Origin of the sequence: Streptomyces sp. NBRC 110611 (assembly GCF_001590865.1) — a bacterium.
In the GTDB taxonomy this organism is placed as follows: Bacteria; Actinomycetota; Actinomycetes; order Streptomycetales; family Streptomycetaceae; genus Streptomyces.
Genome location: NZ_BBUY01000016.1, coordinates 134,420 through 158,025 on the forward strand (window position 1 = coordinate 134,420; position 23,606 = coordinate 158,025).

18 protein-coding genes and 1 pseudogene are annotated in these 23,606 nt (G+C 72.8%); 3 read left to right on the top strand and 16 right to left on the bottom strand.

Features of this window, described 5'->3' with window-relative positions:
- Positions 1-262: pseudogene (locus AZE13_RS39095) on the bottom strand (hypothetical protein); the annotation flags it as partial.
- Positions 263-522: 260 nt separating this feature from the next.
- The gene (ftsY, locus tag AZE13_RS26455) at positions 523-1,761 is read right to left on the bottom strand and encodes a signal recognition particle-docking protein FtsY (RefSeq protein ID WP_066937090.1); all 1,239 of its coding nucleotides are present in this window, start codon (positions 1,759-1,761) and stop codon (positions 523-525) included.
- 464 nt (positions 1,762-2,225) lie between these two features.
- On the opposite strand from ftsY, the gene AZE13_RS26460 reads away from it, so the two are divergent.
- The gene (locus tag AZE13_RS26460) at positions 2,226-3,710 is read left to right on the top strand and encodes a purine-cytosine permease family protein (protein ID WP_066937093.1); all 1,485 of its coding nucleotides are present in this window, start codon (positions 2,226-2,228) and stop codon (positions 3,708-3,710) included.
- Between the two features lie 181 nt (positions 3,711-3,891).
- On the opposite strand, the gene AZE13_RS26465 is transcribed toward AZE13_RS26460, so the two are convergent.
- Entirely contained in the window at positions 3,892-4,206 is a 315-nt protein-coding gene (locus AZE13_RS26465; protein WP_066937207.1) for a cupin domain-containing protein, read from the bottom strand.
- Positions 4,207-4,352: 146 nt separating this feature from the next.
- Here AZE13_RS26465 and AZE13_RS26470 point away from each other — a divergent pair, with 146 nt between their 5' ends.
- Complete coding sequence (locus tag AZE13_RS26470) at positions 4,353-5,411, top strand: GlxA family transcriptional regulator (RefSeq protein ID WP_079124387.1); 1,059 nt, start codon at positions 4,353-4,355, stop codon at positions 5,409-5,411.
- An 88-nt stretch (positions 5,412-5,499) separates the two neighbouring features.
- Here the strand turns inward: AZE13_RS26470 and AZE13_RS26475 are convergent, their stop codons facing one another.
- From AZE13_RS26475 to AZE13_RS26490, 4 genes are all read right to left on the bottom strand, one after another.
- Positions 5,500-6,918: a sugar porter family MFS transporter gene (locus AZE13_RS26475; protein WP_066937096.1), complete on the bottom strand. Its 1,419-nt coding sequence runs from the start codon at positions 6,916-6,918 to the stop codon at positions 5,500-5,502.
- A 297-nt stretch (positions 6,919-7,215) separates the two neighbouring features.
- Positions 7,216-10,872, bottom strand: coding sequence for a chromosome segregation protein SMC (gene smc / locus AZE13_RS26480; protein WP_066937099.1), 3,657 nt, complete (start codon positions 10,870-10,872; stop codon positions 7,216-7,218).
- Between the two features lie 335 nt (positions 10,873-11,207).
- Positions 11,208-11,411, bottom strand: coding sequence for a hypothetical protein (locus AZE13_RS26485; RefSeq protein ID WP_033266895.1), 204 nt, complete (start codon positions 11,409-11,411; stop codon positions 11,208-11,210).
- A 382-nt stretch (positions 11,412-11,793) separates the two neighbouring features.
- A complete protein-coding gene (locus AZE13_RS26490) occupies positions 11,794-12,075 on the bottom strand; it encodes an acylphosphatase (protein ID WP_066937103.1) in 282 nt (93 codons plus the stop codon).
- A 177-nt stretch (positions 12,076-12,252) separates the two neighbouring features.
- Between AZE13_RS26490 and AZE13_RS26495 the strand changes: the two genes are divergently transcribed.
- Positions 12,253-13,212: a CAP domain-containing protein gene (locus tag AZE13_RS26495; protein WP_079124388.1), complete on the top strand. Its 960-nt coding sequence runs from the start codon at positions 12,253-12,255 to the stop codon at positions 13,210-13,212.
- Between the two features lie 11 nt (positions 13,213-13,223).
- Here AZE13_RS26495 and mutM read toward each other — a convergent pair whose 3' ends face one another.
- The 9 genes from mutM to AZE13_RS26540 all read right to left on the bottom strand — a co-directional run bounded on the left by mutM (position 13,224) and on the right by AZE13_RS26540 (position 23,558).
- The gene (gene mutM / locus AZE13_RS26500) at positions 13,224-14,174 is read right to left on the bottom strand and encodes a bifunctional DNA-formamidopyrimidine glycosylase/DNA-(apurinic or apyrimidinic site) lyase (RefSeq protein WP_066937106.1); all 951 of its coding nucleotides are present in this window, start codon (positions 14,172-14,174) and stop codon (positions 13,224-13,226) included.
- 141 nt (positions 14,175-14,315) lie between these two features.
- Entirely contained in the window at positions 14,316-15,152 is an 837-nt protein-coding gene (gene rnc, locus AZE13_RS26505; RefSeq protein ID WP_066937109.1) for a ribonuclease III, read from the bottom strand.
- A 19-nt stretch (positions 15,153-15,171) separates the two neighbouring features.
- A complete protein-coding gene (rpmF, locus tag AZE13_RS26510; RefSeq protein WP_066937112.1) occupies positions 15,172-15,345 on the bottom strand; it encodes a 50S ribosomal protein L32 in 174 nt (57 codons plus the stop codon).
- A 2-nt stretch (positions 15,346-15,347) separates the two neighbouring features.
- Complete coding sequence (locus AZE13_RS26515; protein ID WP_258528004.1) at positions 15,348-15,941, bottom strand: YceD family protein; 594 nt, start codon at positions 15,939-15,941, stop codon at positions 15,348-15,350.
- Between the two features lie 250 nt (positions 15,942-16,191).
- On the bottom strand, positions 16,192-17,313 hold the full coding sequence (locus AZE13_RS26520) for an ATP synthase F0 subunit B (protein WP_066937116.1): 1,122 nt from the start codon (positions 17,311-17,313) through the stop codon (positions 16,192-16,194).
- Between the two features lie 130 nt (positions 17,314-17,443).
- A complete protein-coding gene (gene coaD, locus AZE13_RS26525) occupies positions 17,444-17,956 on the bottom strand; it encodes a pantetheine-phosphate adenylyltransferase (protein WP_066937120.1) in 513 nt (170 codons plus the stop codon).
- Complete coding sequence (gene rsmD / locus AZE13_RS26530) at positions 17,953-18,552, bottom strand: 16S rRNA (guanine(966)-N(2))-methyltransferase RsmD (RefSeq protein WP_066937123.1); 600 nt, start codon at positions 18,550-18,552, stop codon at positions 17,953-17,955. The genes coaD and rsmD overlap by 4 nt, the downstream gene beginning before the upstream one ends.
- 173 nt (positions 18,553-18,725) lie before the next feature.
- A complete protein-coding gene (locus AZE13_RS26535) occupies positions 18,726-21,758 on the bottom strand; it encodes a helicase-related protein (RefSeq protein WP_066937126.1) in 3,033 nt (1,010 codons plus the stop codon).
- Between the two features lie 102 nt (positions 21,759-21,860).
- On the bottom strand, positions 21,861-23,558 hold the full coding sequence (locus tag AZE13_RS26540) for a DAK2 domain-containing protein (RefSeq protein ID WP_107288452.1): 1,698 nt from the start codon (positions 23,556-23,558) through the stop codon (positions 21,861-21,863).
- Positions 23,559-23,606: the final 48 nt, after the last annotated feature.

Here is a 23,606-nt window from a genome sequence, read left to right on the forward strand (position 1 = left end):
CCGCCCGCCGCAGGCACGGCTGGTCGTGGGCACCCTCGCCTATATGTGCGCGCGCCTGTGCGCCTGACCACGTACGCTCCGGCGCCGCCGCCCCCGTACACCCGGCGCGCTCCAGCAGCGTACGGAGGACAGCGCCGGCGTGTGTCCACAGCACCGCGCCCCCGGCGTCCGGTACGAGGTGCCGGACGGCTCCCGGGATGCGCAGCGTCAGCCCTGCGCCCTGATCCGGTGAGTGGCCGGTGTCCTCGGCGCCGCACCACACGTCCCCCCGGGACCGTGATCGAGGAGAGCGTGATCTCCCACCGCCCCATGACCAGCACGGTGTCCCGGACATAGCCCTCCGCCCCGGGGGCGCAGACCTCCTCCAGCACCTCCCGGCAGACGGCGGCGAACCCGCGCGCCGGTGCGGACCAGCGCGGTGATACGCGAGGTCATGGCCTCAGCGTGCCCCCTTGTACGACATCGGCCCCCGGGTGCCCGCACGCAGGCGGGTACCCGGGGGCCGGGGCAGGCGGTGGGGGCTCAGTCGATAAGGGCGTCAACGAACGCCTTCGGCTCGAACGGGGCCAGGTCGTCCGCGCCCTCGCCCAGGCCGACCAGCTTGACCGGGACACCCAGTTCGCGCTGGACGGCGATGATGATGCCGCCCTTGGCGGTGCCGTCGAGCTTGGTGAGCACCACACCTGTGATGTCCACGACCTCGGCGAACACCCGGGCCTGCACCAGACCGTTCTGGCCGGTGGTGGCGTCGAGGACGAGCAGCACCTCGCCGACCGGGCCGTGCTTCTCGACGACCCGCTTGACCTTGCCCAGCTCGTCCATCAGGCCGGTCTTGGTGTGCAGCCGGCCCGCGGTGTCGATCAGCACGACATCGGCGGACTCGGCGATACCTTCCTTCACCGCGTCGAAGGCGATCGACGCCGGGTCGCCGCCCTCGGGCCCGCGGACGGTACGGGCGCCGACCCGCTCGCCCCAGGTCTGCAGCTGGTCCGCGGCCGCGGCACGGAAGGTGTCGGCGGCACCGAGGACCACGGACTTGCCGTCGGCGACCAGGACCCGGGCGAGCTTGCCGGTGGTGGTGGTCTTGCCGGTGCCGTTGACGCCGACGACCATGACGACGCCGGGGATCTCGTCGCCGCCGTTGCCGATGCCGTTGGCGGTGTGCACGGTGCGGTCGAATTCCGGGCCGATCAGGGCGAGCAGCTCCTCGCGGAGCAGTTCGCGCAGGTCCTCGGGGGTGCGGGTGCCGAGGACCTTGACCCGCTCGCGCAGCCGGTCGACCAGCTCCTGGGTGGGCGCGACACCGACGTCGGCGGTGAGCAGGATGTCCTCGATCTCCTCCCACGTCTCCTCGTCGAGGTGCTCGCGGGAGAGCAGGTTGAGCAGGCCCTTGCCCAGGGTGTTCTGCGAGCGGGAGAGCCGCGCACGCAGCCGGACCAGCCGTCCGGCGGCGGGCTCGGGAACCTCGATCTCGGGCGCGGCGGGCGCCTCGGGCTCGGCGGCCGGCGCCTCCGCAACCGGGGCCTCGGGGGCCTCGGCGGTGGGCAGCGCGACTTCCTCGATGGTGCGACGTTCCTCGTCGCGGGGGGTCTCGGCCTCCTCGCCGACATGCGGTTCGGCAGGGGGCGCGGTGACGGAGGGCTTGGGGGCAGCCGGCGGAGACGGCGGCAGCTGCTTCTTCCTGCGGCCGCTGACGACGAGCCCAGTGATCGCGCCGAGCGCGAGCACGGCGATGACTACGGCAAGGATGACGAATTCCATAACCCCTCCAGTATCACCAACCGCTGCGTTCCGCTGCGCTTGGCTGCCTTCCCCCGTTGTCGTCTGCGGCGCCGTACCTTCCGTTTCGCCGTGGCTCCCCCACTGCCTTAAGGGCGTGGGAGGTACCCCCAGCGGCGGGCGTGGGTTTGTCGGGCGCGGGTCCGCTCCTCCGGACTGCCGTCCTGCGGAGCGCACCCGTGACGTACAGCCCCGCGCAGCGGAAAACAGCCCGCCGCCAGGCGCCACGGCGAGAAAGCCAACAACGCGGGAGGGCAGCCAAGCGCAGCGGAACGTCGGAAGAACCAACACGGCGCAGAGGGAGAAGTTGGATCAAAGTACGATGGTCTACGGCCGCGCAACGCGCGTAGAGTCCTGGCAGTCGATTTCTGGCCAGGCACCAGAGCCGCTGCCTGCACCTCCTCCCCCGGGGGTGCCCCAGATCCCCGCACGGAGACATCTGCACCATGGGCACCAGCACCACGTCCGCGTCCACTCCCGTAACCGACGGCGCCGTCGAGACCCGCGGCATCGAGCCCGTTCCCGATCACGAGCGCCGGGGCCGCGTCCGCGAGCTCTTCCCCACCTGGGTCGCCGCCAACATCAGCGTGTTGTTGCTCACCATGGGAGCCTCGCTGGTGATCAACAACAGCCTGAACCTGTGGCAGGTGCTGGTGGTGGCCGCCATCGCGTCCACCGTCTCCTTCGGTATGGTCGGCGTGCTGTCGGTCTCCGGTAAGTGGGGCGGCGCTCCGGGCGCGATGCTCTCCCGCGCGGCCTTCGGCGTGCGCGGCAACTACTTCCCCGGCGCGATCCTGTGGGTGGCCCGTTTCGGCTGGGAGACGATCAACGCGGTCACTGGCGCGTACGCGATCCTGACCGTGCTGAACCTGGTCTTCGGCATCAAGGCCAACAACGTCCTGATCGTCATCACCCTGCTGGCCTTCGTCGCCTGCACGTTCCTGGTGAGCGGGATGGGCCGCAAGGCGCTGAACGTGTGCAACAAGTACTCCACGTACCTCTTCAGCGCGATCAGCGTGGTGGTGCTCGGCTATCTGGTCGTCGAGATGCCGTGGAGTGACATCCTCCACAAGTCGCCGGGCAGCGCGGCCCTGATGATCGCGGGGATCGGCACCATCGCCGCCGGCGGTATCAGCTGGGTCCCCACCGGCCCGGACTTCGCGCGCTACCTCCCGCACGCCGCCTCCGGCAAGAAGATCGTCGGGACCACCATCTCCGGTGCGGCCCTGGTGCTGGTCCCGATGGTGCTCATGGGCGGTGTGATGGCCGTCTCCAACCCGGAGCTGGCCAACCAGAACACCGACCCGATGTCGTTCCTCGGCCAGGCCCTGCCGCGCGCGATCGCCATTCCGTACCTGATCACCGCGCTGATCGGCATGATGCTGATCAACAGCCTGTCGATGTACTCCGCGGGCTTCACCGCCCAGACCATGGGCGTCAAGCTGCCGCGCGCCCTGGCGGTCAGCGTGAACGCGGTGATCAGCCTGGTCGGCGGCCTGTTCATGATGCTGGTGGCCAAGGACTTCATCGGCCAGTTCATCACCTTCCTGACGCTCCTCGCGGTCTCCTTCTCCGCCTGGATCGGCGTCTACGGCATCGACATGGCCCGCCGCCGCAAGCTGGCGGTCCGGTACGACGCCGAGAGCCTGATGAACACCGGCCGCACCAGCCGCTACTGGTACACCGGCGGCTTCTGCTGGCAGGCCATGACCGCCTGGTCCGTGGCGCTGATCGCGGGCCTGTGCTTCACCAAGGTCCAGTGGTTCACCGGCCCGCTGGCCACCACCTGGATCGGCGAGCACGGTCTGGGCTGGGCGGCCACGATCGCCCTCTCCGCGGTGATCTTCGCCGTCCTGCCGAAGCCCCGGGAGACGGAGCCGGCGGCCGCGGACGCGCCGCACACCGACCGCCGGCCGGCCGAGGTGGGCTGACACCCGCAGTCACCGCCCGGCCCCGGCCGATGGGGCGCCGGATCGCTTCCCCCCCCCGCGATCCGGCGCCGCATCAGCCGAACGTCCCCTTCGCCGCCTGCCTGGCGAAGGGGACGTTCTGCATCCCCGGCCCCCCGGGGAACGTTCGGCGCACCCCGGCCCCCGCGGGACCGGGCGCCCGTCAGCCCTCGGGGTAGAACACGAAGAGCGTGCAGCCGGTCTCCGACCGCGGAATGTGCCAGGAGCCCGCGGGCGCGTGCAGGAACGAACCCGCCGGATGGTCCCCGAAGCCGTCGTTGAACGTGCCCGAGACGACGAAGACCTCCTCCGGCCCGGGCTCGTGCACGTCGATCCGCTCCCAGCCACCGCCCGGGTCGATCTCCAGTACCTGGGCCCTGGCCCCGTTCTCCCCCGTCCACAGGGGACGGATCCGGACGCCGGGGAAGAGCTCGTTCACCGGTGCGTCGGCCACGTCGGACCACACGTAGCCGGCCATCTCCTGACCGCCGGCCGGCGTGCGGTGCGGCGTGCTCCGCTGGTTGTCGTACTGCTCAGTGCTGTGCTGGGTCATGGCCCCAGCCTCGCCGTGCGGACACCGGCCCCTCCAGTGTCAGAAATGACGTGCTGGGGTACTTTCCTGCCATGGAGGGCGTGGAGGGCAGGGAAGGCGGGGATGCGGCCGGTGCCGGGGACGCGGGGCGCCCCGGCGGGGACGGCGGTGGACCGCCGCACCGGGTGGTGGCGCTGGTCCACCCGCCCCAGGGGCCCTTCGAACTCGGCTGTGCCGTCGAGGTCTTCGGCACCCGCCGCGCCGGCCTGCCCTCCCTCTACGACTTCACCGTGTGTACGGAGGTCCCGGGCCCGGTACGGACGACGGCCGGTTACGACATGCTGGTCGCCGAGGGGCTGTCCGCGCTGGCGTCGGCGGACACGGTCGTCATCCCGGGCTGGATCCCGCCGGACGAGCCGCTGAGCCCCGCCGTACGCGAGGCCCTGCTCGCCGCGCACGGCAACGGCGCCCGCCTGGTCACCCTCTGCTCCGGCGTCTTCGCCCTGGCGCAGACCGGCCTGCTCGACGGCCGCCGGGCGACCACCCACTGGGCGCGGGCGGCCGGGCTGGCGGCGCGTTTCCCCCGGGTGCGGGTCGACCCGGGGGTGCTCTACATCGACCACGGCGACGTGGCCACGAGCGCGGGAGCGGCAGCCGGGGTGGACCTGTGTCTGCACCTCGTACGCACCGACCACGGCGCGGCCCACGCGGCCAGGGTCGCCCGGCACATGGTCATGCCGCCGCACCGCGAGGGCGGCCAGGCCCAGTACGCGGCACCGCCTCCGGCGGACCCGGTCGGCCCCGCGCGGGCCATGGACCAGTCGCTGGCCCCGCTGCTGGAGTGGGTGTCGGGCCGGCTGCCCGAGCCGGTGTCCGTCGAGGCCATGGCCGGCCACCTGCGGGTCTCCGAGCGGACCCTGGCCCGCCGGTTCGCCGACCAGCTCGGCACCAGTCCCGGCCAGTGGCTGCTGGGGCGGCGGATCGACGCGGCCCGGACCCTGCTGGAGGAGACCGATCTGCCGGTCGAGGCGATCGCCGTGCGCGTCGGTCTGTCCTCGGCGACGAACCTGCGCCGCCGCTTCCAGCGGGCGCTGGGCACGACCCCGGCGGGCTACCGGCGGACGTTCCGTACGGCGGGCGGCCGTCCGTGAGCGAAAGAGCAGGACAAAGCCACTGCCCCGGCTCGGTGGACGAGCCGGGGCAGTGCCAGTACTGAGGAGAAGGGCTGGCGGGGGGTGGTTAGCCCATCTCCTCCAACGCCTTGCCCTTGGTCTCCTTCACGTACTTGAGCACGAAGGGGATCGAGAGCAGGGCGAAGATCATGTAGATCACGTAGGTACCCGAGAGGTTCCATTCGGCCAGGCTCGGGAAGCTGGCCGTGATGGCCCAGTTGGCGATCCACTGCGCGGAGGCGGCGACGCCCAGCGCGGCGGCGCGGATCTTGTTCGGGAACATCTCGCCGAGGAAGACCCAGACCACGACGCCCCAGGAGAGCGCGAAGAAGAGGACGAAGCCATGGGCGGCGATCAGGGCCACGGTGCCTTCGAGGGAGGGCAGGGTGCCGGCCGCGGTCTTGGCGGAGAAGGCCCAGGCCTCCAGGCCGAGCGCGAGGGCCATACCGGCGGAGCCGATCAGGGCCAGCGGGCGGCGGCCGATCCGGTCCACGAAGATCATGGCGATCACGGTGCCGACGATGTTGATGATCGACGTGGTGAAGCTGTAGAAGAACGAGCTCGCGGGGTTGATCCCGACGGACTGCCACAGCGTGGACGAGTAGTAGAACGCGACGTTGATGCCGACCAGCTGCTGGAAGACCGACAGTCCGATACCGACCCAGACGATCGGCATGAAGCCCAGCTTGCCGCCGAGGAGGTCCTTGAACGTCGACTTGTGCTCGCGGCGCATCGCGTCCTGGATCTCGGTGACCCGGGTGTCGAGGTCGACGGTGTGGCCCTCGACCTCGGCGAGCACCTCCTTGGCACGGGACACCTTGCCGACGGAGATGAGGTAGCGCGGCGACTCGGGGATCGCGAAGGAGAGCAGACCGTAGAGCACGGCCGGGACGACCATCACGCCGAGCATCCACTGCCAGGCCTCCAGCCCGGCGAGGGTGCCGCGCTGGTCGCCGTCGGCGAGGTTGAGGATGCCCCAGTTGACGAGCTGGGAGACGGCGATGCCGATGACGATCGCGGCCTGCTGGAAGGAGCCGAGCCGGCCACGGTAGGCGGGCGGCGAGACCTCGGCGATGTAGGCCGGGCCGATGACCGAGGCCATACCGATCGCGAAGCCGCCGACGATCCGCCAGAAGGCCAGGTCCCACAGGGCGAACGGCACGGCCGAGCCGACCGCGCTGATGGTGAAGAGCACCGCCGCGATCTGCATCACACGGATCCGGCCGATCCGGTCGGCGATCCGGCCGGCGGTGGCGGCGCCGATGGCGCAGCCGATCAGCGCGACGGCGATGACCTGGGCGAGTACGGCGGATCCGACGTCGTAACGGCTGCGGATCGCCTCGACTGCGCCGTTGATGACGGAGCTGTCGTATCCGAAGAGGAAGCCGCCCATCGCGGCAGCCGCGGTGATGAAGATGACATGGCCGAGGTGATCGGGATGGGCCTTGCGGCCTTCCGGAACCGTCGGCTGCGCGGTGCTGGTCAACGTGAACTCCAGTGGCCCGGCTGCGCTGCCGGGCGTCGGGGGCTGGCCCTTCCAGTGGTGCACAGGTGGGGGGTACCGACCACTTGAAGGTAAAAGCAACGTTGCAGAGACTATGCCTTCAAGTTTCGAAGTCAATAGGGTGTGATGAATTCGTTTTCCCCCGCGCCTTACGGTCGTTCTTTCAAGTAATGAAGCGATACGGAACTGACGATCTGTCGGGTACTCCGTGCGACCGAAGAAGGCGAAGGCGGCCGGACGCCCGGGAAAGTGCGCGGGCGAAAGGGCCGGCGGAGGAATTCAGCGCAGCCGCTGGCTGATCACCTTCGAGACGCCGTCGCCCTGCATCGACACCCCGTAGAGCGCGTCGGCGACCTCCATCGTGCGCTTCTGATGCGTGATCACGATCAGCTGGGAGGCCTCCTGCAGCTCCTCCATGATGCGGATCAGCCGCTGCAGATTGGTGTCGTCCAGCGCCGCCTCGACCTCGTCCATCACATAGAACGGGCTGGGCCGCGCCTTGAAGATGGAGACCAGCAGCGCCACCGCGGTCAGCGAGCGCTCCCCGCCCGAGAGCAGGGAGAGCCGCTTGACCTTCTTGCCCGGCGGGCGCGCCTCCACATCGACCCCGGTCGCCAGCATGTCGTCCGGGTCGGTCAGGACCAGCCGCCCCTCGCCGCCCGGGAAGAGCCGCGCGAAGACGCCCTCGAACTCCCGCGCGGTGTCGTGGTACGCCTCGGTGAAGACCTGCTCGACCCGCTCGTCGACCTCCTTGACCACCCGCAGCAGATCCGCCCGGGTCTTCTTCAAGTCTTCAAGTTGTTCGCTGAGGAACTGGTGCCGCTCCTCCAGCGCCGCGAACTCCTCCAGCGCCAGGGGGTTCACCTTCCCGAGCCGCTGATACGCCCGCTCGGCCGCCTTGAGCCGCTGCTCCTGCTCGGCCCGTACGAAGGGCACCGGCGCCCCGCCCGGAGGGCCGCCCGCGGGGCCGCCGCCGTCCCGCTCCGGCTCCGGCGGCGTCTCGCCGTCCGCCGGCGACGACGGGGGTACAGGCTGATCGGGGCCGTACTCGGCCACCAGCACGGCCGGCTCCACCCCCAGCTCCTCCAGCGCCCGGTTCTCCAACTGCTCGATCCGCAGCCGCTTCTCCGCGCCGAGCACCTCACCCCGGTGCACCGAGTCCGTCAGCTTGTCCAGCTCGGACTTCAGCTCCCGGGCCGCGGTGCGCTCGGCCGCCAGCGCCTGCTCCCGCCCGGCCCTGGCCCGCTCCGCGGCGGCGCGCTCCTCCTCGGCCCGGACGACCGACACCTCGATGTGCGCCAGCAGCTGCCGGGCACCGGAGGCGACCGCCCGGGCCACCGCCGCCTCGTGCCGCAGCCGGGCCCGCCGCTGCTCGGCCCGCGCCCGCGCCTCCCGCTCGTTGCGCGCCCCCCGGTCCAGTGCGTCCGCCCGCCCGGCCAGCGCCTTCACCCGCTCCTCGTGGGTACGCGCCTGGAGCCGGGCCTCCATCTCGGTCTGCCGGGCGTTGGCCCCGTCGGCCGCCAGCCGGTCCCGTACCGAGGTGTCGGGCTCCTCCTCGGCGGCGCCGGCGTCCTCCTGGGCCGCCGCCAGCCGCCCGGCCAGCTCCTCGGCCTCCTCGGTGGCCCGTTCCAGCGCCTCCTCGGCCCTGGCGGCCGCCGCGGCGGAACGCTCCGCCTCGCCCGCGGCCGCCCGCGCCTGCCCGGCGAGCCGGCCCAGGTCCCCGGCGACCTTCGACTGCTCGCGGTCCGCGGCCCGGCGCCGCTCGGCCAACTCCTCGACCAGCGCGGCACACTCCGTACGCCGCCCGGCCGCGGTCCGCTGTGCCTCGGCCAGCCGGTCGCACTGTGCGGCCAGCTCCGCCAGCTCGGCCGCCGCCTCGTCGACCGACGCCTGGACCTCCAGCAGACTCGGTGCGCCGGGCGAACCGCCCTGGGCGAAGTGCGCCCCGAGCAGATCGCCCTCGCCGGTCACGGCGGTCAGCCCGGGCCGCGCGGCCACCAGGTCCTCGGCGTCCTCCAGCGTCCCGACCACCACGATGTCGCGCAGCAGCCGGGCCACCGCGGCGGTCAACGCGGCCGGTCCCCGGACCAGTTCGGCGGCCGGTACGGGCGCGGAGCGGGGCCCGGGGATCCGGGGCACGCCGGGCGCCGGGCCGGTGCCTCCCGCCGCGTCCGCCTCCGGCGCGGAGCGGCCCGGGTCCCGGTCGTCGCCCGCCTGCCGGGGCGCCAGCACCATCGCGGCCCGCCCGGCGTCCTGCTTGCGCAGCAGCCGGATGGCGTCGGCGGCGGTCGCCGGACCGGTGACGGCGACCGCGTCCGCCGCCGCGCCGAGGGCGGCGGCCACCGGGATCTCGAAGCCGGGGGCGACGGTCAGCAGTTCGGCGGCCGGCCCGAGCAGCCCGCTCAGCTGGTCGGCCGCGGCGAGCAGGGCCCCGGTGCCGTCCTTGCGGCGCAGTCCGAGCGCCAGGGCGTCGTGCCGGGCGGCGGTCGCGGCCCGCCGGCGCTCGGCCGTGGTCAGCGCCTCCCGCGCGGCGGTCAGCGCGGCCTCCGCCCCGGCCAGGTCCCGGCGGGCCGCCTCGTGCCGCTCCGCGGCCTCCTCGTCGTCCGCCGCCAGCCCGTCGACCTCGGCCTTGAGCTGCTCGTACGCCTCCTGGGCGGCGGCCGCGCGGCTCCGGGCGCCGTCCCTGGCCTCGGCGAGCCGGCCGATCTCCGCCCGGGCGGACGCGGCCCGGCCGTGCGCGGCGGTGACCTGTCCGCCGAGCCGGGCCAGGCCCTCGCGCCGGTCGGCGATGGCCCGGGCGGCGTCCCGCAGCCGGCGCTCCTCCTCGGCCAACTGCCGCTCCAGCCCGGCGCGGTGCTCGACGGTGTCCTCCAGCGCCCGGCGCGCCGCCTCCAGCGCGGCCGTCAACTCCGCCTCCTGCTGACGGATGCGGGCCGCCTCGCGCTCCATGTCGTCCGGGTCGCGCCCCTGCCGCTCGTCCGGCGGGGCCGCCGCGGCGCTGCGGACCCGGGCCTCGGCCAGCGAGACCGTGCCGCGCACCCGCTCGGCCAGCTGCGACAGCTCGTACCAGGTCTGCTGGGCGCGCTCCACCCGCGGCGTGAGCGTGCGCACCTCCTCTTCCAGCGCGGCCTCCCGCCGCTGGGCGGTGCGCAGCCGCTCCTCGGCGGTCTGCTTGCGCTCCTTGAGCGCCGCCTCGTCGGCGATTTCGGCCCGCAGCGCCTCGCGCAGGGCGACCAGGTCGTCGGCGAGCAGCCGCAGCCGGGCGTCGCGCAGATCGGCCTGGATGACGGCGGCGCGCCGGGCCACCGCGGCCTGCCGGCCCAGCGGCTTGAGCTGGCGCCGCAGCTCGTCGGTGAGGTCCTGGACGCGGGCGAGGTTCGCCTTCATCGCGTCCAGCTTCCGCAGCGCCTTCTCCTTGCGCTTACGGTGCTTGAGGACGCCGGCCGCCTCCTCGATGAAGGCGCGGCGGCCCATCGGGTCGGCGTGCAGCACGGAGTCCAGCTGGCCCTGGCCGACGATGACATGCATCTCCCGGCCGATTCCGGAATCGGAGAGCAGTTCCTGGATATCGAGGAGCCGGCAGGTGTCCCCGTTGATCTGGTATTCACTTCCGCCGTTGCGGAACATGATCCGGGTGAGGGTGACTTCGGCGTACTCGATGGGCAGCGCACCGTCGGAGTTGTCGATGGTGAGCGAGACCTCGGCGCGGCCGAGCGGCGGCCGCCCGGTCGTCCCGGCGAAGATGACGTCCTCCATCTTCCCGCCGCGCAGCGACTTGGCGCCCTGCTCGCCCATGACCCAGGACAGCGCGTCCACGACATTGGACTTGCCGGATCCGTTGGGGCCCACGACGCAGGTGATGCCCGGTTCGAAGCGCAGCGTCGTGGCGGAGGCGAAGGACTTGAAGCCCCGCAGGGTCAGACTCTTGAGGTGCACGCCGTGCGACTCTACCGGCCGCTCCCGGGAGGACGATCCCAACATTCCGGACCGGCCCCGCGGCCCGGTACGGGGCCCGGGTGCAGGGGGCCGTTCGTTTTCGGTTTCACCGGGGAAAGGGCAGGGCACACCATCCGGTAAGGAAGGGACGGCCCGGCTGAAGCGGCATTCGGATCGGAATACGTACCGGAAATCGAAGAGCTCCGGATACGACGGCCCGGATACGGTGGGACGACCCGGATACGACGAAGGGACGCCGGAGCGTCCCTTTAAAATCTTGAAGAGAGCGGTGCCTCAAGCGGCTGGCGAGCAGCCCCACCGGCCCTGGAGCGAGGTCAGGTGAGCGCGGGCTCCGCCTGGGGTACGTCGATGTCGAGCACCGACTCGTCGCGACGTGCGGCAGCGGACAGCATGTCGTTCTCGGCCTGCATCCGGATCAGTTCGGATTCAAGGTCTTGAACGCGCTGCTGGAGCCGCCGCATCTCGGAGAGGACTCGGGGGTCGGAGCCGCCGACGTAACCGAGAAGCGCCTTTGCCATGATGGATGGTCCTCCACAATGAGTGACCGACCGATGCGGTGTGGGTCGTGAGGGATTCGCACCCGCGGCTTGTCATTCTCTGTGGTGTACTCGATGCCAAACAGCTAAGGTGCGCGGGGATTCCAGAGTCTCACCAAACGGTTTGACGGTCAACACGATCACGCCCCGTATCCTCGGGCGCCTGAGAGTGCGCGGCCGTCACGGCGCGGCGCCGACTCTCCAGAAAGGTCCCGCGGGGGCGTGGAGATCATCCGTACAGCGGCAGCCTTGCACGGGTCGGCCGAGTTGGCAACCACCAGGCCTTATCTCCCGTAAGCAGCTGACGAAGTCGCACCGCCGGGACCGCCGGTAACGGCCGGGAAGAGCGCTCCCGGAGCCGGTATCAGCGGATCTCGAAGCCGTCGTAGCCGCCCCGGGGCGTGTCCCAGATCTCAGTGACTCCGTCGACCCGCCCGGGCGTGTCTCCGGTCCGCAGCCACTCCAGCAACTGATCGCACCGGTCCTTGGGGCCCTCGGCGACCACCTGGACGCGGCCGTCGCCGAGATTGACCGCGAAGCCTGCGAGTTCACCGATCCGCAGGGCGTTGGCGCGGGTGAACCAGCGGAAGCCGACGCCTTGGACCCGACCCCGCACCCATGCGGTCACACGGACATCTTCGTTCATGTGTGCACGTTAACCGGCCAATTGCCCAGTGAGCACGTCGCCCCCTCGCGTCATGGCGTACAGTCCCGCGACAGCGCCTCACCCTTTCGGGTGAGCCGTGCTGACGCCGAGGAAGACTGTGCGGCGGGAGCCGCCGCAGGGGAGCCGGTGCGTGCGCCGGGGGAAGGACGACCGCGGATGGGCCGCCATCGACGCTCCGCCCCGCATGCGCCCGCAGCCCCTGGCGCGGGGCTTTCTGACGCTCCGACGGGAACGCGGACCGGGGCGCCGGCCGCCACGGCCCGGCCCCGCTCCCACCGCGCGGCGCGTGGCCATGGCGCGGCGCCGCTGCGCACCGGGCTGCTCGGCGCCTCCGCGGCGGTGGCGATGGGGGCCGTGGCGGTGGCGTCCGGACTGATCCCGGGCGACGGCCGGTTCGACGGCGGGACGGGCGACGACCACGAGCGCGTCCGCACCGGCGCCCTGCCGGGGACGACCGCGCCGCTGGGAGGCCGCTCCGCCACGCCCGCCGACGGCGCCCCCGAAGAGCCGGGCCGGGACACCCGCCGCCGCACCGCCCCGGACTCCGCCCGCCCGTCCGCCCCCATGACGCCCTCGACGTCCCCCTCGCCCGGCCGGACCGCCAAATCCCCCGCCGCACAGCCCGGTTCGCAGCGCACCGCCGAGCCCACCGGGCGCCCGTCCTCCGCCGCCCCGGCCCCCACCGCGTCCCCGCCGGAGATCACGGAGCCCCCGGAGCCCCCGGAGCCCCCGGACGCCCCGCCGTCCGCCGCGGAACGGGTGCTGGCCCTGGTCAATCAGGAGCGCGCCCGGGCCGGCTGCTCCCCGGTGACCGCGGACCGGAAACTGGGCGCGCTCGCCCAGCGGTTCAGTGACGACATGGCGCGGCGCGGCTTCTTCGGGCACACCGACCCGGACGGCGACACCCCCTGGGACCGCGCCCGCGACCTGGGCATCGACAACCTCGGCGGGGAGAACCTCGCCCGCGGCCAGGCCGACGCCGAAGCCGTTATGGAGACGTGGCTGGACAGCCCCGGCCACCGCGCCAACATCCTCAACTGCGAGTACCGCACGCTCGGCGTCGGCGCCCGCTTCGGCCCGGGCGGCCCCTGGTGGACCCAGGAATTCGGCTTCTGAGCCGGGGCCGGTCAGGCCCGTGGCGGGCGCTGGCAGCGGGGGCAGAAGTAGCTGGAGCGGTTCATCCACGGACGGCGGCGGATGGGGGCACCGCAGCGGCGGCAGGGTTCGTCCTCGCGGCCATAGGCGTCCAGGGAGCGGTCGAAGTAGCCGGACTCGCCGTTGACGTTGACGTAAAGGCTGTCGAAGCTGGTGCCGCCGACGGCGAGCGCGGCGTTCATCACGTCCCGTACGTGGCCGAGCAGCTCGGCGGTGCGCGGGCGGGTGAGGGTGGCGGTCGGCCGGTCGTAGTGCAGCCTGCTGCGCCACAGCGCCTCATCGGCGTAGATGTTGCCGACGCCGCTGATCAGCGTCTGGTCGAGCAGCGCCCGCTTGACGGTGGTCCGGCGGCGGCGCAGCGCGGTGTGGAAGGCGGCGTCGTCGAAGGCCGGGTCGAGCGGGTCGCGGGCGATGTGCGCGATGGCGTCGGGCAGCTGGTCGGGGTCGCCGGGCACGGTGTCGTGCAGCGAGAGGCCGCCGAAGGTCCGCTGGTCGACGAAGCGGAGTTCGGTGCCCTCCGCCCCGGCGGGGGCCGGTGTCACCGTATCGGCGAACCGGATGCGGATACGCAGGTGCTTCTCGTCGGGGGCGTCCTGCGGCTGGACCAGCAGCTGGCCGCTCATCCCGAGGTGGGCGAGGACCGCCAGGCCATGGGTGACCGAGGGCGTGACGATCGGGGCGATGCCTTCGGCGGCGGTCTGCGCGGCCGGGCCGCCGCCGGTCACCGGAAGCCAGAGGTACTTGCCGCGCCGGCGGGCCGCGCCCAGGCGCAGGCCCCGGAGCCGGGCCGCGAAGTCGGCGGCACCGGCCGTGTGCCGGCGGATCGCACGCGGGTGGCACACCTCGACGTCGGCGATCGTCCGGCCGCTGACCCAGCGCTCCAGCCCACGGCGGACGACCTCGACCTCGGGCAGCTCGGGCACGGAACGCTCCTTGGGACAGCGGGACAGCGGGACAGCGGGACAGCGGGATGACGGTAACGGGGACGGACAGGGTGCGGGAAAGACTTCTGACCCCGTACGACGCGGCGCGCGGCCGCCCCGTACGGGGTCAGAAGCGGTGTTTCAGCTCGACGGCGGGGTGCCGCCGGGGGCAGGAGCCGAGCCCTTGCCGCCGGGCGACGGACCGTCGCCGGAAGCTGCCGCCTCGGCCGCCTCGTCCGCCGCGGCGCGGATGGCGCGCCACGCGGACTCCGCCGCCTGCTGCTCGGCTTCCTTCTTGCTGCGGCCGGTGCCGGTGCCGTACGAGACACCACCGACGCGGGCGGCAGCAGTAAAGGTCTTCTCGTGGTCCGGGCCGGTCTCGCTGACCAGGTACTCCGGGACACCGAGACCTTCGGTCGCGGTGAGTTCCTGGAGGCTGGTCTTCCAGTCCAGGCCGGCGCCCAGGCCCGCGGACTTCTCGATCAGCGGGTCGAAGAGCCGGTGTACCAGCTCGCCGGCCGCGTCGAGGCCCTGGTCGAGGTAGACCGCGCCGATCACCGCTTCAAGGGTGTCGGCGAGGATGGAGGCCTTGTCCCGGCCCCCCGTGCCCTCTTCGCCCCGGCCGAGACGGATGAAGGCACCGAGGTCGAGGCCGCGCCCCACCTCGGCCAGCGCGCGCGAGTTGACCACCGCGGCCCGCAGTTTGGCCAGCTGGCCTTCCGGCAGGTCGGGGTGGGTCCGGTACAGCGTGTCGGTGACCACCAGGCCGAGCACCGAATCCCCGAGGAATTCCAGCCGCTCGTTGGTGGGCAGACCGCCGTTCTCGTACGCGTACGAGCGGTGCGTCAGCGCACGCACCAGAAGGGCGGACTCGAGCTTGTACCCGAGCCGCCCTTCCAGAAGCGTGAGAGACGAGGCCGTGTCCGCCGGAGTCGGGTCATCCCCGCGGGTGCGGGGAGTCGATGTGGCGTCTGACATAGAGCCTGTCACCAGCCGCTCAGACCTCGAGGACCTGGCGCTTGTTGTAGGTGCCGCAAGCGGGGCACGCGATGTGCTGCTGCTTCGGCTCGTGGCAGCGCTCGCACGCCACCAGGTTCGGGACCGCAGCCTTCCACTGCGACCGGCGGTGGCGCGTGTTGCTGCGCGACATCTTCCGCTTCGGAACAGCCACGGCTACTTCTCCTGAGGTTCATCCCCGCCGTCGCGGGGTGCGTTGTCCTTCTCGCCGTCCTTGACGGTCTCGGCGAGTCCCTGCAGTGCCGCCCAACGGATGTCGACGGCGTCATGGTGGTGGTCCGGGTCGTCCGCCAGCCGCGCTCCGCAGTCGGAGCACAGGCCCGGGCAGTCTTCCTGGCACACCGGCTGCATCGGCAGTGCGAGCACCACCGCGTCACGCAGCACGGGTTCGAGGTCGAACAGGTCGTCCTCGAGGAAGAGGGTGTCCTCCTCGTCCTCGGCGTCGTCACCGGCGTCCTTGTCGTGGGCGCGGGTGTCGGCGTCGGGGTAGGCGAACAACTCCTGGAAGTCGCTGTCGAGCTCTCGCTCCAGCGGCTCCAGACACCTTACGCACTCCCCCTTGACCGTTGCACGGGCGGTGCCTGTGACAAGCACCCCGTCCATCACCGATTCCAGGCGGAGGTCGAGCTCGATCGGGGCGCCCTCGGGCACTCCGATGACCTCGTTGCCGAGGTCCCGGGGGGCCTCGGCGGAGCGGGAGAGCCGCTTGAGCGCACCGGGCCGCCGGCCCAGCTCACGTGTGTCGAACACGAGAGGGGAACGGTGGTCGAGGCGGGCGTTGATGGCTTCCTGCTTTCTACGGGGTCGTCGCGCCGCCCGTACACCGCCGGTGCGGACACCTGTGGGATTCGGGCAGCAGAGATCGCGAGAATACGCGCGACCGAAGAGCCAGGATACTGGACGGGCCCCGATAGGCCCAATCCGCACCGGGCGTACCCGGCCGCTGCCCGGTACCGCGCGGCGGGCCGTTCACCGGCACCCGGCGCCTTCACCCGGCACCTTACGGGCGCCGGCCCTCCTCGTACTGCCGCAGCTGATCCAGGTTGATCATGCTGGTGTCGAAGAGGCTGGTCTCGTCCAGCGCGCCGGGCTGCGCGGGGTGGGCGTGCCCGCCCTGCTGGGGCACCTGCTGCCCGGGGTAGGCGTTCGGGTCGTAGCCCTGCTGCGGGGCCTGCGACTGCCAGTCGTAGCCGTACGGGTCCTGGTGCTGCTGGGTGTACGGGGTCTGCTGGTAGCCGTAGACGTCCTGCTGCGGGTAGCCGCCCGGGTCGGCGTAGTAGCCCTGCTGTGCCTGCTGCGGGTCCTGGAGGGGCTGCTGGTGGTCCTGGGGCCCGGCCTGCCGGTGCCGGTCCGGCGCGGCGGGCGCCGGGGAGTCCTGGCCGGCGCCGATGCCCGCCAGCTCGGCGAGGTACTCGGCGTCCGCCTGCGGCCGGTGTCCGGACTGCGGCTCGCCGGCCGCCGCCATATGGGCCGCGAGGTCGTCGATCGCCCGGGCCCCCTGGAGCTTGTCCCGGCCCCGGCCGACCGCCTCCAGCGTCTTGGCCAGCACGGCGTGGAAGGCGCCGAACTTGGCGTCCACATACGCGTCGGCACGCTGCCTGAGGACCTCCGGGTCGGCGCTGCGCTCGGGGGCCTCGGCGTCCGCGTCCTCGCCGTGCCCGGCCTCGTCGAACCCGGGTCCGCGGCCGAGCAGCTTCTCGCGGCCGCGGTCGACGGATCCGATGGTCTTGGTGAGGACGACCTCGAAGTTGGCGAGCTTGCTGTCGACGTAGTCGTCGGCCTCGGCGCGGATCTCCTCCGCCTCCCGGCGGGCCTCGGCGAGGATCCGGTCCGCCTCGTCCTGGGACTGGCGGGCGACCTCGGTGTCGGAGATCAGCGAACCGCGCTGGGCGTGCGCGGACTCGATGATCCGCTCCGCCTCGGCCCGCGCCTCCTCGACCATCCGCTCCCGCCCGCCGAGCAGCTCCCGCGCCTGCGCGAGGGAGCCGGGCAGCGCCTCGCGGACCTCCTCCAGCATGGCGAGCAGCTCGGTGCGGTTGATCACGCACGAGGCCGACATGGGCATGGACCGGGCGCCGGCGACGGTCGCGACGATGTCGTCGAGCTTCTTCTGCACGTCCACCTTGGACTCGCCACTCTCTGAGGGTTGGAACGACGGAACGGGACGACTGTACGTCCACGGACCCTCCGTCCGACACCAACTGACGTGACGTCAGGCGGGGGCGGTGGACGCCGGTGTGCCGGGTGTGCGGTCAGCCCTTCTCGCGCAGGCGCTCGGTGAGGACTTCGAGGACGCACGGCGGGACCAGGTGGGAGACGTCTCCGCCCCAGGCGGCGACCTCCTTCACCAGGCTGGAGGAGAGGAAGCTGTAGGTGGGGTTGGTGGGGACGAAGAGGGTCTCCACGCCGGAGAGGCCGTTGTTCATCTGGGCCATCTGCAACTCGTAGTCGAAGTCGCTGACGGCCCGCAGGCCCTTGACGATCGCGGGGATGTCGCGTTCCTTGCAGAAATCCACCAGCAGCCCGTGGAAGGACTCGACCTCGACGTTGCCGTACCCGGCGGTGGCGCGGCGGATCAGGTCCATCCGCTCCTCGACCGTGAACAGGCCCTTCTTGGACTGGTTGATCATCACGGCGACATGGACGACGTCGTACAGCTTGGAGGCACGGGCGATGATGTCCAGGTGCCCGTTGGTGATGGGGTCGAACGACCCCGGGCAGACGGCGCGGCGCAACTTCGGTTCCTCGCTCTCCGGTCCGGTCATGACACGCTTGTTGACGTCGTTTCGGCGGACGTCGAAGCGGCGCGACCGTACCAAAGCGTCCCTTCGCCGTAGCGACGGGCCTTGATCGCTTCAAAACCGTCCGGCCAGGGGAACGTGCCGCCTCGGGTGCTCCGTTCCACGGTGACGAGTGCCTGCTCGGCCAGCCACCCCTGGGCACGGAGTGTGATCAGGATCTCGCACAGCTCCCGGTCGGTCACCGCGTACGGCGGGTCCAGGAAGACGACGTCGTACGGCTCGCCCCCGGCCGGTGCGGCGGCGATCTGCTCGGCCTTGCCGGGCCGTACCTCGGCGCCGGGCAGGCCGACCACGCGGACGTTGTCCCGGATGGTGCGCACCGCACGGGCGTCGGCCTCGACCAGCAGCACATGCGCGGCGCCACGGGAGAGGGCCTCCAGGCCGACCGCGCCGGAACCGCCGTAGAGGTCGAGCACCCGGGCGCCGGCCAGCGGTCCGTCGAGCGACTCCCAGGTGGAGAACATGCCCTCGCGGGCCCGGTCGGAGGTCGGGCGGGTGCCGTTTCCCGGCGGTACGGCCAGGCGGCGGCCGCCGGCCGTACCGGCGATCACGCGGGTCATGGGCCCGTCCTTACGTGGTGCGTGGTCGGTGGATGGAGCGCTGGCGGGGGCCGGCCGGCCTCCGCTCCTCCACGATATTCCGTCGCCCGCGGCCCCGGTGCGCTAGGGCCTTCTCCGGATCGCGGCAGTCCTTCTTCCTCCCGATCGCGTCAGCCCTTCTTCTCCGGATCGCGTCAGCCCTTGTCCAGATACTGCTCCCGTTCCTCGTCGAGCAGGGCGGACAGGGCGATGCGCAGCTCCGGGTAGCCGGTCAGCCCGGGGTCGGCGGCGACCAGCGCCGTGGCCTCCTCGCGGGCGGCGGCGATGATCTCCTCGTCGTCGATGACCGTGAGCATGCGCAGCGAGGAGCGGACGCCGGACTGCGCCTGGCCCAGTACATCGCCCTCGCGCCGCTGCTCCAGATCGACGCGGGAGAGCTCGAAGCCGTCGAGGGTGCCGGCCACCGCGGCGAGCCGGGCGCGGGCCGGGCTGCCCTCGGGCATCTCGCTGACCAGCAGGCACAGGCCGGGCGCCGAGCCCCGGCCGACCCGGCCGCGGAGCTGGTGCAGCTGGGAGACGCCGAAGCGGTCGGCGTCCATGATCACCATGACCGTGGCGTTGGGGACGTTCACCCCGACCTCGATGACCGTCGTCGCGACCAGGACGTCCAGCTCGCCGGCGGCGAACCGGCGCATCACGTCGTCCTTGTCGTCCGGCGCCATGCGGCCGTGCAGCACCGCCACCCGCAGGCCGGCCAGCGGCCCCTCGCCGAGCTGCGCGGCGATGTCGAGGACCGCGAGCGGCGGGCGCTTCTCGGCCACGTCCTCCGGTGAACTCGCCTTCGCCGCCGCGCCCTTGGCACCGGCCGCGCCCTTCTTCGCCCCCTTGGGCGCCTTCTCCTCGTCGTCGCCGATCCGCGGGCACACCACATAGACCTGGTGCCCGGCCGCCACCTCTTCGCGGATCCGCTCCCAGGCGCGGGCGAGGAAGTGCGGTTTGTCCTTGGCGGGCACCACATGGCTGGCGATCGGGGAGCGCCCGGCCGGGAGCTGGTCGAGGACCGAGGTGTCCAGATCGCCGAAGACCGTCATGGCGACCGTGCGCGGGATGGGCGTCGCGGTCATCACCAGGAGGTGCGGCGTCTGCTTCTCGCGCTGGGCGTGCCCCTTGCCGCGCAGCGCGTCCCGCTGCTCCACGCCGAAGCGGTGCTGTTCGTCGACGACGACCAGCCCCAGGTCGTGGAACTGCACCTTCTCTTCGATCAGCGCGTGGGTGCCGACGACGATCCCGGCCTCGCCGGTGACCAGATCGAGCAGCGCCTGGCGGCGGGCCGCGGCTCCCATGGAGCCGGTGAGCAGCACCACCTTGGTCCCCTGCTCGGCCCCGCCGAGCGCCCGCCCGTCGCCCGCCACCACCCTTCGTTCGGAGCGCTTCGCGCTGCTGTGACATTGGGCCAGCTCCCCCATCATCTCGGTGATGGAGCGGTGGTGCTGCTGGGCGAGCACCTCGGTGGGCGCCAGCATCGCGGCCTGGCCTCCGCTGTCGACCACGCCGAGCATGGCGCGCAGCGCGACCATGGTGTTGTGGGTGACGGTGAAGTGGTCGGTCACATAGGCGCGGTCGGGGTGCGCGACGCTGATGCACTGGACGGGTTTGCGGCCGACGTGCTCGATGGCCTCGATGGCGCGCCGGAAGCCGCCGGCGCCGGCGGATGCCTCGTCCGGCAGCGCCACGGAGACGTCGTACGCGCCGTCCCGTACGGGGTCCGTCTGCGCCCGGCCGCCCAGGGAGCGCACCAGCCAGGCGAGACCGCCGGCCAGGGGTGCGGGCACCGCGCGGAACTCCGCGCCGTCCGCCGTCCGCTCTCCCCCGGCGTCCATCAGGCCCCGCAGCACGGCCAGCCGGTCCTTGCACGGTGCGTTGCGGTAGGCGTCCGGAACCGGGCGCCCGTCGGCCGCCAGCACCCGGCCCAGCTCGTACGGATCGAGCGGCCGGTCCTCGCCCCCGTCGAGGTCGACCGGTACGGCCGGTGCGATGGACCACCGGGGGCGGCCGTCGGCGGTGCGCAGCCCGGCGCGCAGCTCGCGGGTCGTCAGCACCCGCTCGGGCGCGACGCCGTCCCCGACGATCCACAGGTGCTCGTCGTCACACTCGACGGTGCTGCCGTCGGACAGCACCAGCCGCCACACCTCCCGCTCCCCCTGCGGGAAGACGCCGTCCACCACGGCGAGCTCACCGCTGGGCACGACCACTTCCATGCCGACGGCCATCTCCCCCATGGGACGGAAGCCGCGCGGGGTGAGCACCAGGGCGTCCAGCGGCTGGGCCTTGCCGGAGCCCACCTCGCCCTGGAGGAGGCGGTGCATCGGGTGCGCGGTGGCCAGGTCGTCGAAGATCTCCCGGCTGACCTTCTGCTGGCCTTCGGTGAGCGTGAAGGGGAGCTTGGCGTCGAACGCGTCGAGGATCCCGTCCTTCACCGCGTTCCGTGCGACGGCCGGGAGTTGGGTGTCGGCGAGGCGGCGCCGGGCGAGCGCGGCCTGCATCACGAACGCCTCGTCCCACTTCAGCCGGGCGCGGGCAGCGGCGATATCGGCCTTGGAGGCCGGCCGGTGGATCGTGCGCAGCGCCTCGGTGAGCGGGAGCAGCGCACGGTCCTCGCGCAGCGCCGGCGGCAGCGGATCGACGGCGTCCGGCGCGCTGGGCAGTACCGCGTCCACTGCCTTGGCGATCTTCCAGGACGCCATCTGCTGGCAGGCCGGGTAGATCGGCATCAGCTGATGGGCGAAGGCGTCCACGGCCTCGCTGTCGGCGGTGCCGTCGAGGAGCTGGTACTCGGGGTGGGCGAGCTGGAGCTTGCGGTTGAAGACCGACACCTTGCCGGCGAACATCGCCCGGCGCCCCGGGAGCAGCTCCTTCTGCGGTTTGTGGATGCCCTTGCCGAAGAAGACCAGCTGGAGGCGGCCGCTGCCGTCGGTCAGCGTCACTTCGAGGCGCTGCCCCCGCCCGGCGTTGAAGGTCAGCACCCGGGAGTCGGCGACCTGCGCGACGACGGTGACGTGTTCGTCCAGCGGGAGGTCCGCGAGGCGGGTCAGCTCACCGCGCTCGGCGTAGCGCCGCGGGTAGTGGTGCAGCAGGTCACCGACCGTGTGCAGGCCGAGGTGTTCGGCCAGCACCTTCGCGGTGGTGCCGCCGAGGATGTTCTTCAGGGGTTCGTCGAGCGCTGCCACGGATCTATTGCACACCACGCCTGTGACAATCACGTCGATCCCGGCCCCGGACACCGTGGCCCGGTGCCGCCCGGTGCCGCCGGGGAGGCCGTCGCGGTGCGGTCACTCCACGCCGATGAGCAGCGGCGCGGCGTGCTGGCCGCCGTCGTAGACGACCGTGTCGACGGCCAGGTGCCGTTCGCGGACGTGCCGTTCCAGCCGCTCGCCCAGGAAGTCGGGGGCGTCCGCGCCGAGGACCAGGGTCGCCATCTCGCCGCCCGCGGAGAGCATCCGGTCCAGGACGGCCGTCGCGGTGCGCACGAGGTCCGGGCCGATCACCGCGACATCGCCGTCGATCAGCCCGAGGACGTCCCCGGCCTGGCAGACCCCGGCCATCGTCCATGACTGCCGCTCGGCGACGGCCAGCTCGGCGTAGCGGGTGGCGCCCGCCGCCGAGGTCATCGCGACCACGTCCTCGTCGAAGCTGCGGTCCGGCTCGTGCACGGCCAGCGCCGCGATGCCCTGGACCGCGGACCGGGTGGGGATCAGGGCGACCCGTACGCCCTCGGTGCGGGCCTGTTCGGCGGCGGCCGCCGCGGTGTGCCGCAGCTCGGGGTCGTTGGGCAGCAGCATCACCTCGCGGGCGCGCGCCTGCCGGATCGCCTGCACCAGCTCGCCGCTGGCGGGCGGCTCCCCGGGGCGTACGGCGACGACCGTGGCGCCCGCTTCGGTGCACAGTCCGGCGAGCCCGGGCCCCGGGACCACCGCGACCACGGCCCGGGCCGCCAGCGCCGGCTCCTTGACCCGGCCGGCGCCGCCGAAGTGCGTGATGCCGATCCGGTACGGGCGGCCCGCCTCGATGCCGGCCTCCACGGCGGCGCCCGCGTCGTCGACATGGACGTGGACGTTCCACAGACCGTCCCCGCCGACCACCACCAGGGAGTCGCCGAGCCCGTCGAGCCGGGCCCGCAGCTTCGCCACCGCGGCGTCCTCGGCCTCCAGCAGGTAGATCACCTCGAAGGCGGGACCGTCCGGGTCCCCGCAGCCGTCCGCGGCCACCCGGGCGGCCGCCTCGCAGCCGGCCGCCACCGGGAGCGGGGCGTCGGCCCGTACGGCGACCGGGCTCACCGAGGCCTCCCCGGACAGCGCGTCGGCGAGCGCACCCAGCAGGGCGACGAGGCCGCAGCCGCCGGCGTCCACCACGCCCGCCCGGCCGAGGACGGCGAGCTGCCCCGGGGTCGCCCGCAGGGCGCTGCGGGCGCCCTCGTGGGCGGCCCGGGCGATCTCGGCGGCGCCGGCGGGCGCCCCGGTCCCGCCGCGGACCCGCTCGGCGGCGTCGGCGGCCGCGGTGGCCACCGTGAGGACGGTCCCCTCCACCGGGTGCGCGACCGCCTCGTACGTCGAGGAGGCGGCCCGGCGCAGTGCCCGGCGGAGCGCGTCGGCCGAGCCGTCACCGGCGCCGTCCCCGGCACCGGCGCCGTCGGCGGCGCCCTCGGCGGCCGCCAGCACCTCGGTCATCCCGCGCAGCAGCTGGGCCACGATCGTGCCGGAGTTGCCGCGCGCCCCCACCAGGGCACCGTGCGCCATGGCTCCGATGGCATCCGCGAGGCAGGGCACGGTGCCGGCGGCGGCGTGCCCGTCGAAGGCGGCCTCGACCGCGCGGGCGGCCGCCTCCAGCGTCAGATAGAGGTTGGTCCCGGTGTCCCCGTCCGCCACCGGGTAGACGTTGATCGCGTCGATCCGCTCGCGTTCCCGGCCGAGCGCCTCCAGGGCCAGCCCGCACCAGGAGCGGACGGCGGCGGCGTCGAGCGGGTACGGCACATCATCCTCCTGGGGTCGCGGGACGCACCGCACAGTAGCCGCGCTGCG